General features: G+C 71.2%; 20 protein-coding genes. 10 read left to right on the forward strand and 10 right to left on the reverse strand.

Annotated features, from left to right (window positions below):
* Positions 1-33: 33 nt before the first annotated feature.
* From ACWFR1_RS21990 to ACWFR1_RS22035, 10 genes are all read right to left on the reverse strand, one after another.
* Complete coding sequence (locus ACWFR1_RS21990; RefSeq protein WP_453553638.1) at positions 34-867, reverse strand: hypothetical protein; 834 nt, start codon at positions 865-867, stop codon at positions 34-36.
* 98 nt (positions 868-965) lie between these two features.
* Positions 966-1,466, reverse strand: coding sequence for a hypothetical protein (locus ACWFR1_RS21995; RefSeq protein ID WP_453553640.1), 501 nt, complete (start codon positions 1,464-1,466; stop codon positions 966-968).
* The gene (locus ACWFR1_RS22000; protein WP_453553642.1) at positions 1,463-2,287 is read right to left on the reverse strand and encodes a plasmid replication/partition related protein; all 825 of its coding nucleotides are present in this window, start codon (positions 2,285-2,287) and stop codon (positions 1,463-1,465) included. Before ACWFR1_RS22000 ends, ACWFR1_RS21995 begins: the two co-directional genes overlap by 4 nt.
* Before the next feature lie 53 nt (positions 2,288-2,340).
* Positions 2,341-3,846 carry a VirB4 family type IV secretion system protein gene (locus ACWFR1_RS22005; RefSeq protein WP_453553644.1) on the reverse strand — a complete coding sequence of 502 codons (1,506 nt, stop codon included), beginning with the start codon at positions 3,844-3,846 and terminating at the stop codon, positions 2,341-2,343.
* 23 nt (positions 3,847-3,869) lie between these two features.
* Positions 3,870-4,277, reverse strand: a complete 408-nt coding sequence (locus tag ACWFR1_RS22010; RefSeq protein WP_453553646.1) for a DUF6238 family protein — start codon at positions 4,275-4,277, stop codon at positions 3,870-3,872.
* 49 nt (positions 4,278-4,326) lie between these two features.
* A complete protein-coding gene (locus tag ACWFR1_RS22015; RefSeq protein ID WP_453553648.1) occupies positions 4,327-5,802 on the reverse strand; it encodes an SCO6880 family protein in 1,476 nt (491 codons plus the stop codon).
* A gap of 89 nt (positions 5,803-5,891) precedes the next feature.
* Positions 5,892-7,271 (reverse strand): SCO6881 family protein, encoded by a 1,380-nt coding sequence (locus ACWFR1_RS22020; protein ID WP_453553650.1) that lies wholly within the window; start codon positions 7,269-7,271, stop codon positions 5,892-5,894.
* 26 nt (positions 7,272-7,297) lie between these two features.
* The gene (locus tag ACWFR1_RS22025; RefSeq protein ID WP_453553652.1) at positions 7,298-7,990 is read right to left on the reverse strand and encodes a hypothetical protein; all 693 of its coding nucleotides are present in this window, start codon (positions 7,988-7,990) and stop codon (positions 7,298-7,300) included.
* Positions 7,990-8,319 carry a DUF6112 family protein gene (locus ACWFR1_RS22030; RefSeq protein ID WP_453553682.1) on the reverse strand — a complete coding sequence of 110 codons (330 nt, stop codon included), beginning with the start codon at positions 8,317-8,319 and terminating at the stop codon, positions 7,990-7,992. The genes ACWFR1_RS22025 and ACWFR1_RS22030 overlap by 1 nt, the downstream gene beginning before the upstream one ends.
* A 137-nt stretch (positions 8,320-8,456) precedes the next feature.
* Positions 8,457-9,575, reverse strand: coding sequence for a C40 family peptidase (locus ACWFR1_RS22035; RefSeq protein ID WP_453553654.1), 1,119 nt, complete (start codon positions 9,573-9,575; stop codon positions 8,457-8,459).
* Positions 9,576-10,081: 506 nt separating this feature from the next.
* Here ACWFR1_RS22035 and ACWFR1_RS22040 point away from each other — a divergent pair.
* The 10 genes from ACWFR1_RS22040 to ACWFR1_RS22085 all read left to right on the forward strand — a co-directional run.
* On the forward strand, positions 10,082-10,837 hold the full coding sequence (locus tag ACWFR1_RS22040; RefSeq protein WP_384234128.1) for a DNA-methyltransferase: 756 nt from the start codon (positions 10,082-10,084) through the stop codon (positions 10,835-10,837).
* 175 nt (positions 10,838-11,012) lie between these two features.
* Positions 11,013-11,588 (forward strand): DUF4913 domain-containing protein, encoded by a 576-nt coding sequence (locus ACWFR1_RS22045; protein WP_453553684.1) that lies wholly within the window; start codon positions 11,013-11,015, stop codon positions 11,586-11,588.
* The gene (locus ACWFR1_RS22050; protein WP_453553656.1) at positions 11,585-12,061 is read left to right on the forward strand and encodes a hypothetical protein; all 477 of its coding nucleotides are present in this window, start codon (positions 11,585-11,587) and stop codon (positions 12,059-12,061) included. The genes ACWFR1_RS22045 and ACWFR1_RS22050 overlap by 4 nt, the downstream gene beginning before the upstream one ends.
* The gene (locus tag ACWFR1_RS22055) at positions 12,058-12,432 is read left to right on the forward strand and encodes a hypothetical protein (RefSeq protein WP_453553658.1); all 375 of its coding nucleotides are present in this window, start codon (positions 12,058-12,060) and stop codon (positions 12,430-12,432) included. The genes ACWFR1_RS22050 and ACWFR1_RS22055 overlap by 4 nt, the downstream gene beginning before the upstream one ends.
* Positions 12,433-12,454: 22 nt before the next feature.
* On the forward strand, positions 12,455-13,144 hold the full coding sequence (locus tag ACWFR1_RS22060; protein ID WP_453553660.1) for a hypothetical protein: 690 nt from the start codon (positions 12,455-12,457) through the stop codon (positions 13,142-13,144).
* A 27-nt stretch (positions 13,145-13,171) separates the two neighbouring features.
* Complete coding sequence (locus ACWFR1_RS22065; protein ID WP_453553662.1) at positions 13,172-13,879, forward strand: hypothetical protein; 708 nt, start codon at positions 13,172-13,174, stop codon at positions 13,877-13,879.
* A gap of 141 nt (positions 13,880-14,020) precedes the next feature.
* Positions 14,021-14,467 (forward strand): hypothetical protein, encoded by a 447-nt coding sequence (locus ACWFR1_RS22070; RefSeq protein WP_453553664.1) that lies wholly within the window; start codon positions 14,021-14,023, stop codon positions 14,465-14,467.
* Positions 14,464-14,886 carry a hypothetical protein gene (locus ACWFR1_RS22075; protein ID WP_453553666.1) on the forward strand — a complete coding sequence of 141 codons (423 nt, stop codon included), beginning with the start codon at positions 14,464-14,466 and terminating at the stop codon, positions 14,884-14,886. The genes ACWFR1_RS22070 and ACWFR1_RS22075 overlap by 4 nt, the downstream gene beginning before the upstream one ends.
* Positions 14,887-15,285, forward strand: a complete 399-nt coding sequence (locus ACWFR1_RS22080) for a hypothetical protein (RefSeq protein ID WP_453553668.1) — start codon at positions 14,887-14,889, stop codon at positions 15,283-15,285.
* A 33-nt stretch (positions 15,286-15,318) separates the two neighbouring features.
* Positions 15,319-15,644 (forward strand): winged helix-turn-helix transcriptional regulator (locus ACWFR1_RS22085; protein ID WP_453553670.1); only part of this gene is annotated, 326 nt, incomplete at its 3' end.

Consider the following 15,644-nt stretch of genomic DNA (forward strand, 5'->3'; position numbering starts at 1 on the left):
GTGGGCTGCCTCGGGCTTGTGCTGGGGCGATCGTCACCGAGAGCGGTGGGCCGCCTGAGGACCGCCGGTCGCCGCAGAGGGGACGGCAATACCGGTCGGGGCACGGTGCGCCTGAGGCGCGGGAGCCGGAGACGCGGTCACGGCGGCTGCCGCGTGGGGACGCGCCGGGGAGTGGCGGAGGTTGAGCCCGATGTTGCTCTGAGCGAGCCGGGCGGCGAGGACCTGGATCCGTACGGCCGTGCCGATGGGCCCGTACCCGGCAGGGAGAAGGAACGCGCCCTGGTCGGGGACGTACTGGAACCCGGAGAGATACAGCGCGTCGCGGGCCTCGGCCGGGACGCTCGCGTACGGAGATCCGAGGACGCCATCGCCGTAGCGGGTGAGCGTCACCGCCTCCGCCGTCCCGGGCGGGGCCTGACGATGGGCCGGCGGCTCCGGCCGGAGCCGGGCCTGCGCGCGGACCGCCTCGGCGGCCATCGCATACTGGGGCAGAAGCCGACGGCTGACCGTGGCGGCGGCCCGTACAGGATCGGCGCTGGCCACGATGCCGTTCGGCTCAGGCACGCCACGGAAGTGATGTGGCTGGAAGCCAGGGGGCTTCAGTGCGGCTACGAGGAACTGGCCGCGGTGACGGGGCCGCTCGATGACGTAGAGCTCTTCGCCGGCCGGACCGATCAGGACGCCCCGATGCTCGAGGACGTGCTCGCCGACAGCCCAGTGGACGTGACCGGAGTCCCACAGGCGCTCGGCCACGGGGAACTGTTCGCTGTACGCGGTGTGGCGGTGGTACGCAGTCGTCCAGTCGCCGGGGAGTCGGGCCGCCAGTTTGACCGTGAAGGTGGGCAGGGGAGTATGGGTCTGGGGCATGGGCTCCGTGGAGGTGATCGCTCCAGCTGTCGTCGGAGCGTCTAGGGTTGCGGCGCCGCGAAGCTGGAACGGGCGAGTTGCCGCTCGTGCGGTCGCGGTCAGAAGAGACCGGTCTGGCCGGCTTCCTCCTCGGTCCAGCCGAAGACGAAGCGTTCCAGGTCGATGAGGTCGACGATGCCGGTGGTGGTGCGGAAGGCATCGAGGCGTTCATCCGCGTAGTCCTGGATCTTGTTGTCCGCCTCATCGACGTGCGTCCGGTTCTTTCGCGACAGTCGGCGCCACGCGACAACGTCGGAGTCGATGGCTCGGGCCATCCGGACCCAGGTGCCGTTGCCCAGTTTGAGTATGTCGTCGGGGTGGAAGAGGGAACCCGGTCGCCGGCGCCGGGGGTTGTGCTTGTCCCCGAACTCGGTCACGAGCTTCTCGGCGAGCTTGTCCAGGGCCACGGCCTGCGCATCCGCATCCAGGTCGTCGTCTCTGAGCTTGCTGCGCACCGCGTCGACGAAGGCGCGCTTGTGGAGTCGTCCCTTGGCGTCGGTGACAGTGCGCGCGGTTTGCTCGACCATGTGCCGCAGACGGAGTTCGGCGTTGCTCGTCACGGCAGATCACGCTCCCGCCAGACCTGGTCCATCTCGGTCAGCGCTGTCATCGCGTGCGCAATGATCTCGCGGGTGATAGGGGCGCCGGTGGCGTACGCGGGGTCGTACCGGCTGAACGTCCCCGTGCCACGGGTCTGGGCGAGGGGCGCGACGAGTTCGTCCAGCAGACGGGTGGCCACCCGCCGCTGCCGCTTGTCCTCCTCGACGCGCTCGGTGCGTTCAGCCCATGCGCCGGCCAGTGTCAGGTCGCCCTCGACAACCCGGTTGGCGAGCACCGGGTCCTCCTCGCGCAAGCGGGCGAGCTGGACCTCGGCGGAGCTGGCCTTGGCCTTGTGCTCCTGGGCGACGGCGTACGCTTCGTTGAGTCCCATCGCGCCGCTGATGACCGGGTCTACGAGGTCGGGAGCGTGCTGCAGGACGGTGCTCGCGCGCCCCATGACAGCCAGCGCGACTCCGAGTTGTTCCCCGAGGGAACGCGCGGTCTGTTCCTTCGGGGAACGGCCGTCTTGTTCCCTGAGGGAACGGGCCTTGACCGTGATCATCGCGGACTGTCCCTTGGTGAAACTGCGGCGCGTGAGGTTGACGGACAGGACGTACACGTCGGGGTCTTCGCCCTCGTAGGTGACGAAGGACGGTTCGATGCCGAGGCGTTCGCAGACGATGAGTCGACCGCGACCGTCGAGAACGCGACCTTGGCGGTCGAGGACGACGGGCTGCAGGAGTCCGTTCTCCTGGATGTCGTGGGCGAGGGTCGCCAGGTCGTCCTCATCGGGCAGAGGGAGTATCGAGGCGGTGGGGTGCGGTTCGATGGGAGTCTCCAACGTTCAGGGGAAGAAGGGGATGTGGCCGCTCCCGGGTGCGGGCAGGGGGCGTCTCATTGCATGCGGGAGTCGGTGTCGAACAGGGCCTGTTCGGTGGGGTGGAGGCAGTGCTGGACCACGAAGCTCCGGCCGGCGACGCGCCACAGGCCGCGTCCGCGGGTGAGGTGGGAGATGGCCTCGGTCTCGACGGCGGTCAGGCCGAGGAGGGTGGCGGCGGCGTGGATCTGGTCGGTTTCCTGGCGGTAGATGATGCGGGTGGAGCAGTCGGCGAGGAGTCCTTCGGCGAGCGCCCGGCCCTGCGACCCGGCGTCGCCGGCGGTGAGCAGGTCGGACAGCCGGTGGATGACCATGAGGTTGGCGATGCCAAGGCCGCGGCTCAGCTTCCATTGGGACTGCATGCGCTGCAGGAGGCCGGGGTGGCGCATGAGCCGCCAGGCTTCGTCGTAGACGATCCAACGTCGGCCGCCGTCGGGGTCGGTGAGGGCGGCTTCCATCCAGGCGGAGGCGCAGGTCATGGCGAGGACGAGGGCGGTGTCGTCGCCGGATCCGCCGAGACGGGACAGGTCGATGGACAGCATCGGGCTGGCCGGGTCGAACGCGACCGTGGAGGGGGCGTCGAACATCCCGGCGAGGTCACCGTGGACGAGCCGGCGCAGGGCATGGGAGAGATCGCGGGCGGCGTCCCCGAGGTGGCCGGAGACAGTGCCGGCGGCGGCGTCGAGGAGGTGGGGCTGGGCGAGGGTGTGGGCGATGTCGCCCAGCAGCGGGGCCCGGCCGGCGGCGGTCGCGGCCCGGACGACGCCGTCGAGGGCGATGTCGAGGGCGGTGTGCTCCATGGGGAGCAGGTCGCGGCCGAGCACGGTGCGGGCGAGGGAGCCGAGCAGGAGCAGGCGGCGCTTGCGGACTTCGCCGGCCCAGTCCGATTCCGAGACGGACGGCGGCTTGGGGGCGGCATCGAGAGGGTTGAGCCGTCCGGGCAGCCCGGGGCCGAGGGCGATGGAGGTGCCGCCGAGCGCCGCGGCGACCGGGGTCCACTCGCCCTTGGGGTCGCAGGGCACGTAGACGCGGTAGCCGAAGGCGACCGAGCGGAGGGCGAAGGACTTCGCGAGCGCGCTCTTGCCCTGCCCGATGACCCCGGCCAACAGGATGTTGGGGTTGGTGAACCCTTCGACCTTCCCGTACAGGGAGAAGGGGTCGAAGACGAAGGAGCCTTCGGCGTGGACGTCGCGGCCGATGTAGATGCCCTCGGCGCCGAGGCCGCCTTCGGCGAGGAACGGGTACGCGCCGGAGGCGGTGGCGGTGGTCATCCGGTGGGCAGGCAGCTGCAGCCGGCCGCCGCGTGCGGAGGCCGGGCCGGGGCGTCCGGTCGGCGGGTAGAGCGGTGCGGGTATCTCGGCTTCGGCCGCGGTGGCGCGGGTGTCCTTGAGGGCGGCGGCTTTGGCTTTGGCCTGGGCTTCGGCGAGCTGCTTGCGGGCGGCGCGGCGGCTGGTGCGGTCGGTGCCGTGCGGGGTGAACAGGGGGCTGGCGGAGGCGCGGCGGCCGGGGCGGTGTGGGGACATGAGCAGGATCGTTTCTGCGCGGGCTAGGCGGTGCCGTGGTCGGCCGGGGTGGTCTTGCGTCGGATGGCGTGGCCGGAGGCGATGTGGCGCTGGCAGATGGTGAGGACGAGCGGGCCGTCGGGCAGCCGGTCCGGGGTGCAGTCGGGTGCGGTGGGCAGGGTGTGGAAGGCGTCGTGGAGGCTGTTGGCGGCCTGCCATAGCCGCAGGTGTGCGGTGGCCAGGTGCCGTCCGGCGGTGGGGTGTTCGGGACGTACGGTGTCGGCGACCTGATCGATGAGGAGGTGCAGGCGGGTGAGGTGCTCGTGCAGGTTGTCGAGGTGTCGCCGGTCGGCGCGGGCACCTGGGGTGACGGCGTGGGTGTGGTGGCGGATGCCGGCGGTCGCAGCTCGCAGGTAGGGGTGGGCGTCGTAGGTGTCGGTCGTGGTGGCCAAGAGCGGTGGGTCTTTCTGCGGTGGCCTGGATCGGGTCAGGCGCGGGGCCCTACTTCTCCTGGGCGGTGCGGGCGAGGGGGAGGGCGGCCAGGGTGAAGGCGTCGGGCTGCTGGTAGACGAGGCGGCGCAGGTCGACCTGGGCGGTGACGGCGGCGGTCTCGATCTGGGCGCAGGCGGCGTCCAGGGCCTGGTCTGTGTCGGCGGTGACGGTGAGCAGGCCGGTCATCGCGACGTCGGCGTGGCCGGCGATCAGCTGCCGTTCGCGTTCCTTGACGTCGCCGTACTCGACCGCGTCGGCCTCGGAGTCGACCTGGCCGCGGCGGGCGCGTTCGTTCGCGTCGGCGATGATCGTCGCCTTGGTGCGCTGGACGTCGCGGAGGGCGGACTCGAGCCCCTGGGGGACGTAGATGAGGGAGAAGGTCCGGCGTACTCCGGCGGTGAACAGCAGCTGGTGGAGGAAGCCGGCGAGGACTTCGGTGCGGGGCCAGTTCTCGACCCAGTAGGTGGTGTGGCGGGCGGTGTCGGTGATGAGCCGGTCGTGCTCCTCGACCTGGACGACGGGCCCGGCGGCTGCGGGGTCTGCCTCTGCCCGGCCGGTGGCGGACCACTGCTGGAGCGCGGCCAGTGCCCCCGGGTCGTAGGCGGTGCGGATGACGGCGGCGATCTCCTGGGCGCTGAGCCATCCGTTGATGGCGAGTCCGGCGTTGTGGGCGGCCTGGGTGAGGGCGGCGGTGGCCTGGCCGAGCACGGTGAACGCGCCGGGCAGTCCGCCGCCGGCCTGGCTGATCAGGCGCCGTGCGGCTTTGAGGTCGAGCGAGATCGCCAGGTAGGTCTCGTGCGGGGCGGCGGCCGGGCCTGCGGTGGCGACCAGGTCGCTGTAGACCTGGCCGGCGAGCTGGGCGTCGGGGCGGCCGTGGGTGTTCCAGTGCCGGGTGAGGGTGTCGCCGGAGTCGGGGACCGTGCGCTCCAGGACCTGGACGGTGGCGATGTGCCCGGTGCGGGCGATACCGGCCAGTGCCCGGCCCCACGCGTTCACGTGGGTGTTCTGGGTGGCGGGGTCGAGCAGGGCGAAGGCGCGGCTGGTGACGCGGGCGACCGCGGTGAGGGTCTGCTGGTGTGGGTCGTGGAGGGCGGCGGCCTGTCCCTCGGCGGGGGTGACCACCTTGATGGAGGCGGCGGTGCCGGGCAGGTGGAGGGTTCCTTCGGCGCGGGGGCGGGTGACCGGACGGGCGAGCCAGAGGGTCTGTCCGGTGCGGCGGCGCTGTGCGTAGCGGGCGACGATCGGGGCCCAGTCGATCAGGGAGCGGCCGCCTCGGCGGACGGCCACGAGCGTGGCGACGGCTGTCCACAGCGGGGTGAGGGTCAGGGCGCCGGTGAGGCCGGTGGTCACCACGGTGACCAGGAGCAGGGCGAGGGCGGCGGCGGTGAGGGTGAGTTGGGCAAGGGACAGGCCGAGCAGGATCCCGCGCCGGGACCGGGCCGGGAACTTCACCGATATCGGTGGGGTGAGCGTGAGGTCAGACAAGGCAGAAGGCTTTCAGCAGCGGGCGGCGGGGCTCCGGGCGGGACACTCGGGACGCTGGTGTCCCGCCCGGATGACCGGAGGAGAGGGAGTCAGGAACCGGCCGGGGGCGGTGGCGTCATGAACGGACTGCCACTGGATCCGGATCCGGCCCCGGATCCGGATCCGGATCCGGCCCCGGTCGTGGCGCCGACAGCGCCGGCACCCTGGGGCGGTGCCTCCTGGGTGCTGCGCGGTGTGGGACCCGCGCCCGGACCGCCGGGGCCGCTGTTGGCCCCGAAGGAGCTGCCTGTGTCCTGGCCGGGGCTGGTCGGCATGGACCGCACCGCCTGGTCCAGCCCGGTCTTGACCTTGTCCATGGCGGGGGACCCGCTGGTCCCGCCGCCGCTGTCCGAGGGGCTGGCCGCGATGTCGCCGGGGAACTGCCCGGGAACTGAGGACGGCCCCTGGGGCGCCGCTCCGGCACCGGCACCGGCTCCGGCCGCGGCTCCGCCGGTTCCCGCGGTCGCTGCCGCGGCTGCCGCCTTGCGACTCGCGTTCTCGGCGTGCTGCTTGGCGATCTGGGCTCCCGCGCCGCCGGAGCGGTGCAGCGTCTCGCCGTCGGCGGACTCGGCCGCCCAGTGCACGAACTTGAAGGTGGCGTACGGGCACAGCATGACCAGGAGCATGATGACGATGCCGGCCATGACGTCGGCGAGCGCGGCGAGTCCGCCGTCGGCGTCGGTCTTGCCCATGGCGGAGATCCCGAGCAGGAAGATCACGGTCATCAGGAGCTTGGAGACGATCAGGGTGGCCGTCGCTTCGATCCAGCCGCGCCGCCAGCGGCGGGCTGCCTCCCATCCGCCGCCGGCGCCGGCGAAGACGGCCAGGGTCACGAGCACGAGGACGCCGACCTTGCGGACCATCATCACGCCCCAGTAGAGCAGCGCGCCCACGGCGGCGCCGAGGGCCGCGAGGGCGGCGACGAGCCAGCCGAGCGGGGAGATCGCGGCGATCTGGGAGACCTTCACCATGCGCCGCACGGCGTCCTCGATCGACGTGCCTGCCGCCGCGAACAGCGAGTCGGACAGGGCATCGACGACTTCGATCACGACCGTGGTCAGGGCGATGGCCACGAAGCAGAACAGCACCCCGGACGCGGTGCCGGTGAATCCCTGGACGAGTGCCTGGCCGTCGCGCTTGAACGCGGCCCGGATGAGCTGGGCGCAGAAGGTCGCGACCAGGATCGTCAGCCCGATAGGCAGCAGCAGCTCGTAGTTGTCGCGGAACCATCCGGCGTTGAGGTCGATCTTGGTGGTGGTGTTGACGGCCTCGGCGGCCAGGTCGGCCGCGGCGGCGGCGAGTTCGCCGCAGGACTTGGCGATCCAGTTGCCGATGCCTTCGGTGATCGCCTTGCCCGGGTCGGAGACGAAGTCGATCGCGTCGGCCGCGTCGCACAGCTTGCCCGCGACGGGAAGGGCGCAGAAGTCCATCGGGACTTCTCCTTTCGGTCAACGGGTCAGGGAGCGGTGTTCGGGGCGATGGCGACCAGGGCGCAGTCGGCGCTGGGTCGGCACTGGACGGCGACGGTGACCGAGCGGTCCTCGGCGCCGCCTCCGCCGTCCTTCCATGCGATGGACTGCTTGCCGGTGACGGTGACGGCGTAGACGTACGCCTCGGTCAGCGCGGCGGGGTCCTCGGCCAGGGCTTGCTTGAAGGCCGACGGGTAGTGCGACTCGGTGACCGTCGCCGTGGCGTACTGCGCGTTGTCGCGCATCCGCGACCACAGCAACGGATCGGGAACCTGCGCCTGGATCGAGGTCCAGTCGGTGTACTTCGTCTCGGTGGTCATCCAGGCGTGCATGCCTGCGAGTTGCTGGTCACGGGTGGTGGCGCGGGTGTCGTAGGACCAGAGCATCACCGCCACCGCACGGGCATAGGCGAGAGGATCGGAAAGGCGCGGCGGCGGGGAGACCGCTCCCGCCCCCGATGCCGGCGCCGTCTCGCCGGGCTGAACGGCCGGGGAACTCGTGCCGGCGGGGGACCGGGTGGACGGGCCGGCGTCCTGGCCGGTGCCGCGCTGCGTGAAGTAGGCGGCGGCACCGGCGACGGTCAGCAGGACGGCGAGCACGGCGGCCAGGACGGCGACACGCCGGCCTATGGGCCAGTTCGAGGCGGAGGCGCCCAGTCGGGGGCGGGAGCGCTTACCCATCAGCGGACCTGTGTTCCGAGCGTGGAGAAGAAGGCCACGATGCCGTTGGCGGCACCGAGGCCGAGCGCGGCGCCAGCCGCGACGACGGCGCCCTTCTTGCCGTTGGCCTCGGCCTGGTGACCGCCACTGTGGTGGCCCCAGGCCCACACGCCGAGGGACACGGCGAGCGCGCCGACGACGGCGATGATGCCGAACAGGTTGATCGAGTTGACCACGTTGCGCAGCACGTCCAGGCCCGGCAGGCCGCCGCTCTTCGGGGAGACGCCGGGGTCGTAGGCGAGGTACAGGACGCGGTCCGCGAGGTGCGAGAGGGGAGCGAGGGTGAGGATGGGGATGGTGGGAACTCCTTGCGGGCGCAGGCCAGACGGCCCAGCGGGAAAGGGGAGGAGAGAAGGAGGAAGCACGCGGCGGAGGAGGCTCGCGGCGGCGGAAGAAGCGGCCCGTGGCCTGTCGAAGGCGGGGAGCGCTAGGAGTTGAGAGCGGGGATGCGGCGGACGGCGAGGATCTGCCAGTCGGCGACCTTCTCGATCCGCACCGGACGTCCGGTCTTCGGCGCGTTGATCACAAGCCCAGCGCCCATGTACATGCCGACGTGCTCGGGGACGGCGGCGGTGCCGCGCGTGAAGAGCAGGTCACCCGGCTTGAGCGCGTTGGCCGGGACTGGCGCACCCTCTTTGACCTGGGTGTACGTGGTCCGGGTGAGAGAGACGCCGGCGTGGGCGTATGCCTGCTGCATCAGGGAGCTGCAGTCGCAGCGGCCCATCGGATCCGGCCCGTGGGCGTCTTTGCAGGTCCCGCCCCACTGGTAGAGGGTGCCGAGCTGGTGCATCGCCCAGGTGATCGCCGAGCGGGCCTTCGCGGAGGCGTCGGCCGGGATCTCGTACCCGGCGGGGACGGTGCCTTCGGGGATCTCACCCCAGGCGGATCCGTCCTCGCCCGGCCGGCAGCCACCCTCCGGAGCACCAGTCCCGGCGTCGGGGCCGCCTTCGGGAAGGGTCGGCACGATCGCCTGCTGTAGGGCGCGGGCGAGCGGCTCCCACTGGGCGTAGGCGTCCGGGTACCCGGAGAGCTGTACGGCTTGGGCGGCCTGGGTGACCGTCATCTGTTGCCACCCCGCGACCTTGAGAAGCCCGTCGTAGAACTTCGTGGCGGCGTAGACGGGGTCGAGGATCTCCTCGGGAGTGCCCCAGCCCTGGCTGGACCGCTGCTGGAACAGCCCCAGTGAATCCCGGTCCCCATAGCGCAGGTTGCGCAGCCGGGACTCCTGGATCGCGGTGGCCAGTGCGACGACCTGGCCGCGCTCGGGGACCTTCAAAGCGATCCCGGTGGCGACGATCGCCTTCGCGTGCGGGATCTGCTCGGCGGGCAGCTCCAGGCCCTCGACCTGGATGCTCGGGTCGGCGCCGTCGCCGCCGAGGATGCCGACGACCTGCCGGGCGACGGCATCGACGTCGACCGCGTCGCCGGCGGCACAGTTCGACGCGCGGACAGCGGCACCGCTGGCGGCAGCCGCCGTGGCGGCGGCTCCGGCGAGAACGAGAGGGGACAGGCACAGAACGCCGACGGCGGCGGCTATGCCGTTCAATCCGCTGCGCCTCCCGAGGAAACGGGGGCTCTAGCTGCTCGGGGCAGGGGAGGGTACGGCTGTGTCACAGGAGGAGCCCTTCGGGTGAAGCCCGGCCGCGCTGGTACGAGGTGAGAAGGACGCGATGGGGGCCGGGGTGAGGTGATCGGGAAGCCCGGGAGGGGGCGCCAGGAGGCGAGTTGCCGCTCGCCGGTGGGGCGCCCCTGGGGCATCGTTCAGGCGGGTCAGGACAAGGCGGTGCCTCCATGAGGGCAGGGGGAGGGAATGCCACCGGGCTGTTCGGGCCAGGCGGTTGTCAGACTGTAGGGCCCGATTCCCGGTTGACCTAATCTTTCGTGTGGCGGGGGTCAACCGGGAATCGTGCCCTAAGGTGTGGCTCCCGAACTCGCCCACCGCCCTCATGCGGCGTGCTGGACCTCTTGTGCCCGCATTCGTCGCGGCGGCGCTTCTTCTCCGCGAGTCGGGACTCTCTCGTAATTCTCCGCAACCCGAATCGGGGCACCTCTTTGCCTTTTTCCCTGCATCATGGCGACGCGCTCGGCGTGCTGGCCGGCCTTCCAGACGACTGCGTGGACGCGGTCATCACCGATCCGCCGTACAACTCCGGCGGCCGGACCGCGAAGGAGCGCACCTCCCGTACCGCGCGCCAGAAGTACACCTCCGCCGACGCCGGCCACGATCTCGCGGACTTCCCCGGCGAGAACATGGACCAGCGTTCGTACGGTTTCTGGCTCACCCAGATCATGACCGAGGCCCACCGCCTCACGAAGCCGGGCGGGACGGCTTTGCTGTTCACCGACTGGCGGCAGCTGCCGACCACCACGGATGCGATCCAGGCGGCCGGATGGCTGTGGCGCGGGGTCCTGGCCTGGCACAAGCCGCAGGCCCGACCTCAGAAGGGGCGTTTCACGCAGAACTGCGAGTTCATCGTGTGGGCGTCGAACGGAGCGATCGACGGCTCCCGCAACCCCGTCTATCTGCCCGGCCTGTACTCGGCCTCGCAGCCCTCGGGCAAGAACCGGCAGCACATCACACAGAAGCCCGTCGAGGTGATGCGTGAACTGGTGAAGATCTGCCCGCCGGGCGGCACCGTCCTGGACTTCACCTGTGGCTCCGGCTCCACCGGGGTGGCCGCGCTCCTGGAGGGCCGCGATTTCATCGGCGTCGAGAAGACCGAGCACTACGCCCAGATCGCCTCCGATCGTCTGACGGAAACGCTTCATCAGAGCGTCGGACAGGATGATCTCACCCTGACCGCCTGACGCCGGTCGGTTCGCCTCCTTGCTCCGGTGATGGCCATCTCGGCGCTCCGGAATTGAATTCCCCCCACCTTTCTCAGATGCCCGGCAGTCGCGCGTGCCGGAGGAGGAGTTTTCCTTGGCGCATGACCCCATAGAAGAATTCGGCGACGCTGCTGGGGAATTCGACCCGGTACGCCTGCCGGAAGGTGATCTGGACAGCATCCAGGCCACCGTCCGCAAACTGCTCGACCGCTCCGCCGAACAGGCCCGCCAGCTCGACCACCTCGCCGCCGAACCCGCACCGACGTCGGCACCGTTCCCCGGCTTCGGCATGCCGCCCATGCCCGGAGCGGCGGCGCTGCCGCCCGAACCGCGGCCGATCCTGGAGCTGGACGGCGAGGAGTACGAGAGCGAACTCGACCTGCTCACCGACTGGGTGGAGGACTACCTCATGCCCACCTACGGCGCGGAGGTCACCACCGCCGCCCCGTGGTGCGACCAGTGGCAGGAACACCTCGACGTCGTCGCCTGGCTCCACGCCCTGTGGATGGCCTACCTCCAGCACAAGGACCCCGAAGCCGGCCCGGCCGGGATGTTCGTGTGGCACCGGGACTTCCTCACCCACGCCATGGCCGCCGTCCGCGCCCCGGGCGGGCCGCTGTCGGCCTGCCAGACCGACCCCGATCGCCCCGCGCACCGCCTCCTTCGCGGACCCGGCCGCTCCGTGCGCGCCGCCGCCCGCGACGCCGAGGCAGGGCAGGCAGCCGCGTGACCGCCGAGGGCCGGCCCGCGTTCGGCCTCACCTTCGACCCCCGAGCCCTGACCGACCTGCTCCAGGCCCCCGGCGACATCCGCGACCTCTCCCTCGCCCTCCTGCAGGACGTGGTCAACGCCGACCGCGCCGGCAGCAAGCTCAAGGCCGAACTGGCCGGGCTGCGCAAGCTCTACGTCGACTCCCGGGCCGCCTGGCGCATCGTCTACGCGCTCCGGCCGGCCCCGGCGCGCTCGGCCTACCCCATGGAGATCCACGTCGTCGCGGTCTGCCCCCGAAAGGGGCACGACGTGTACGACACCGCGGCCCAGCGCCTGGGTGTCGCCCGCCGTCCGCTCGGCGCCCGCGCCCACGCCGCCCGCACCCGATCCGCCCAGATCGACGCCTACCGCACCATCCCGAAACCCGGACCGCCCCCGGGCCTGCCCCGTCCCGCCCAGCCCACCGTTCTCACCACGAAAGCCGTACGTTGACGACCTTCCCGAACTTCCTCGACCACTACGCCACGACCCTGCTGCACATCCCGGCCCAGACGGAGAACCCCCACCACCGGGCCCTGCTGGAGACCTACGCCGAAGTCCAGCAGCTGGAGGCCCGGCTCCTGGACGCCATCGTCGCGCCCCACCCGCAGAGCGGACCGGGCGAGAAGCACGCGTGCACCGAGCTCCTCATCGACCGCCTCGCCGCCGGCCAGGAACTCGCCGCCCTGATGTCCGTCGCCTGCTGCTGCCCGGACGAGGAGGAAGCCGACTACGAGGACCGCAACAGCTGCTCCCCGGACTGCGATCCGGACGCGGAGGGCGAAGAGGACGCAGCCCCGTGGCGCGGCTGCCGGCGGCACTGACCAGGCTACGACGGAACGCCCCTTGCCCCAGTCCGCGACTTCGGCGCCCTCTGCGGCGCTGACCTCCTTCGACCACCGCATCGAGCTCGCCGTCGGCTTCAGCGTCGACCGCCTGTGGCGCGATCACGACCGCGGCCTCCTCGACGAGCAGACCGCCCGCCTGGCCACGGCCCACCGCACCCTGTCTGACGCCGAACGGTCGGTGACCTTCTACCGCGTTCTCCTGCAGCGTCTGGCGAGCGGCGAGTATGCCATCGACGAGTCCCTCTTCCCCCGTATCGAGCGCACGGTCGAGCAGCTCAAACAGGCCGTCACGTGCCGAGAAGCGCGTGCGCGGGACGTCGTCGACGCGCTCGAACCCATCGAGGCACAGACAGCCCGGAACCCTGCCGCTTCCACCGAGTTGAAGGCTCGCGAGATCGCCCTGCTCCTGGCGATCAGCCAAGGCGCCAAACTCCACGAGCACCTGCTCACGCAGCGGCTGTCCGTGGTCACAGCATCCGGTACGAGGGTCACCCAGCAGGACTTTGAACGGCTGGAACGGGCGGGCCTCATCCAGCGCGACGAATCCCCTCCCCTGCACGCCGGCCAGCCGGTCACCCTCACCGACGCCGGCCGTGCCGCGCTCACCGCCCGGCCCGCGGACCGGGTTGCCGCCAGCCCTGCCTCACGCCCCGGCTCGTGGCCCGCCACCGCACGACCCCGTCGCTGACCTCCTTCCGGCCCCTAAGGACCTCATTTGACCCATACCCATTACAACCCGGACTTCCGGCTCGACGGATACCGGCCGGCCACCCCGGAGGGCGAGAAGGACTTCGACGACTGCATCTCGCTGTACGAGAACGAGCTGACCACCCTGGCCAAGCACCACACGGCCGACGGCCGCCACACCTTCCTCGTCCTGCACGACGCCTCCACCATCTACGGCGCCCCCGGGGAATCACAGATCATCGCCCTGCACCTCACACGGGATGCGGACACCCGGACTTTCACCTTCGGCAGCGAGCGGCTCCCGCTGCTGGCGCTCGCGCAGTCGTGGCTCATCCGGCGCGGCTGCTGTGACGACGCCATCTATCCGTCGGACGACTGTGGCACCCTGCCCGCCGACGAGACCACTGCGGCCCTGGAATGGCGCCTTCGCAACGCAGGCAACCGGTACTCGCTCGTGGAGAGTTGCGTCGGAGAGGGATACCCGACGCAGGAGACCGTGGTGCTGCTGGAAGCCACGGATCCCAGGACCCCGCATCCCTACCGTCTGCTGCTCGAATTCACCGACCTCCAGGCCGGTACCCACCGCCTGCGCGAAGGCGCCTTCGAGACCGCGGAGGCGGCTCTCGACTGGCTGGAGGACCGCAGCACCCCGCTGCCGGCGCCCACGCCCACCGCCGCCCGCGGCCTTCCGGCGAGGCCTGCGGGGCCGGCCGCCGCCCGGGGCCGTACCCGCTGACGGGCCGGCGCGAGTGGCGAAAGGTAGCAGCAAATTCCCGGTTAGGTAAACCGGGGATTCTCCGGATCCTGGAGATCACCCGCCCGGAGCGACTGCTTCCGGCCCTTCCCGCCTGCCCACTTCAAGGAGAGGAGTCTGCCCGTGCCCGAAGAAGCCGACGACGTTCTTCCCGCCGTCGCCCGCCAGATCCAGGACCGCTTCGGCGTGCCTCTCGACGAGCTGCGCGAAACCGTGCGCAGCAGCCCTGCCCCGTCATTCCTGCCCAGCGCGGTGGTGCGCTGGTACGAGGATCTGGAAGAGGCCCAGAGCCTGCTGACCTCCGCCGAGGACGAGCTCGTCGAAGCCCTGCAGCGGGCCCCGGCCGGGGAGCTGGACGAGGAGGTCATGACGCTGGCGCAGCGCGTCGCCACCGCGCTCACCATTCGTGATGGCCGCGCGCTCACCGTCCTTCACCTCCTGGAGGACTACCCCCTTCTCCCGCAGCCTGCCACCAGCCGGGCCGCCCGCCGCACGGGTCCCGTCCTGGGCACCACCCCGGTGCCAAGGACCGCAGCCCCCGTATCCGTCCCCGTCAGGAGCCGTCGATGAGCGTACGCAACAAGCCGAGCAGCCAGGACGACCGTCTCGTCGAGGTCTTCGGCGCGCCCCTCGACCAGCTGTACCAGGCGGCCGACGCCGATGCCCGGCTCCGCAACGCCTTGGAGATGCGCTCCCACCTGGCACTGACGGAGGAGCAAGTGGCCCGCGTCCGTGACCGCGTCCACGCCCGCAGTGCCCCCGACCGCGGCATGGACGAGCTGTCGGAGTACGAGCTGCGGATGGACTCGTACTGGATGGAGGCCGCGCTCACGACCCGCCGTACCTACCTCGCAGCCTTGGGTGAGGTCCTTCGCGCCGAGCCCTCGCCCGAACCACCCCGGCCGGTGACGTTCACCCAGCCGGTCATCACTGCCCGAACCATCCCGGCCTCCGGGGAGACGACGGCGCACCCGGCGAGAGGACGCTGATTGCCTTACCCGGTATCGGAATCGATCGCCGAGCGGATCGAAAGCCTCTACGGCCGGCCCCGGGCCGACCTTCAAGCCCACGCCGCCACCACCGACCGACCGACCATGCTGAACGCCCTCCTCGACGCGCTCTCCACCGTCGAACTCGCCGAGAAGAACATCGAGTTCCAGCGCGAACGCCTTCTCCAGCTGGCCGACCCAAGCCGCGATATCGGTCGATCCACTCCCGGCCACCTCCTCGACTGCAGCCGCCGCATCGCCGAATCGGTCGTCATCCGCGACACCCAGGCCCAGCACGCCAGCGCCGTGCTCCAGAGCCTCCACCGCGCGCCCGCCCCCGTCGCCACCCCCGTAGCCCAGGTACCGGCGACGACCACCCGCGCCGCACACGCTCGCTGAACACCACCCCACCCACGTTCCAGGAGTACTCCCATGCCTGCATCCGGCCTGCCCGCACCCGCCCACCGCGACCTCGACCAGGTCATCCAGGCCCTGGAGACGATCTCCCCCCGGTGGAACGCCTGGATCCTGATGAGCCTGGCCACCCCCGCCCGCTACATGGACCTCAAGGCACGGATGCCGTGGATGGCCGACGGCCAGCTCCACCCGAAGATCCGAACCCTGCAGGCCACCGGCCTGATCCAGCGCACCGAGCACACCCGCTGTCGGCGTACATGGGTGAGTGCTCAGGCGGGTACACGTGAACGTGCCCGGGTGGGTGAAGTCAGCCGGGCGGCGGGGTCAACAAATTGGGGTGA

Source organism: Streptomyces sp. NPDC055103, assembly GCF_053607625.1.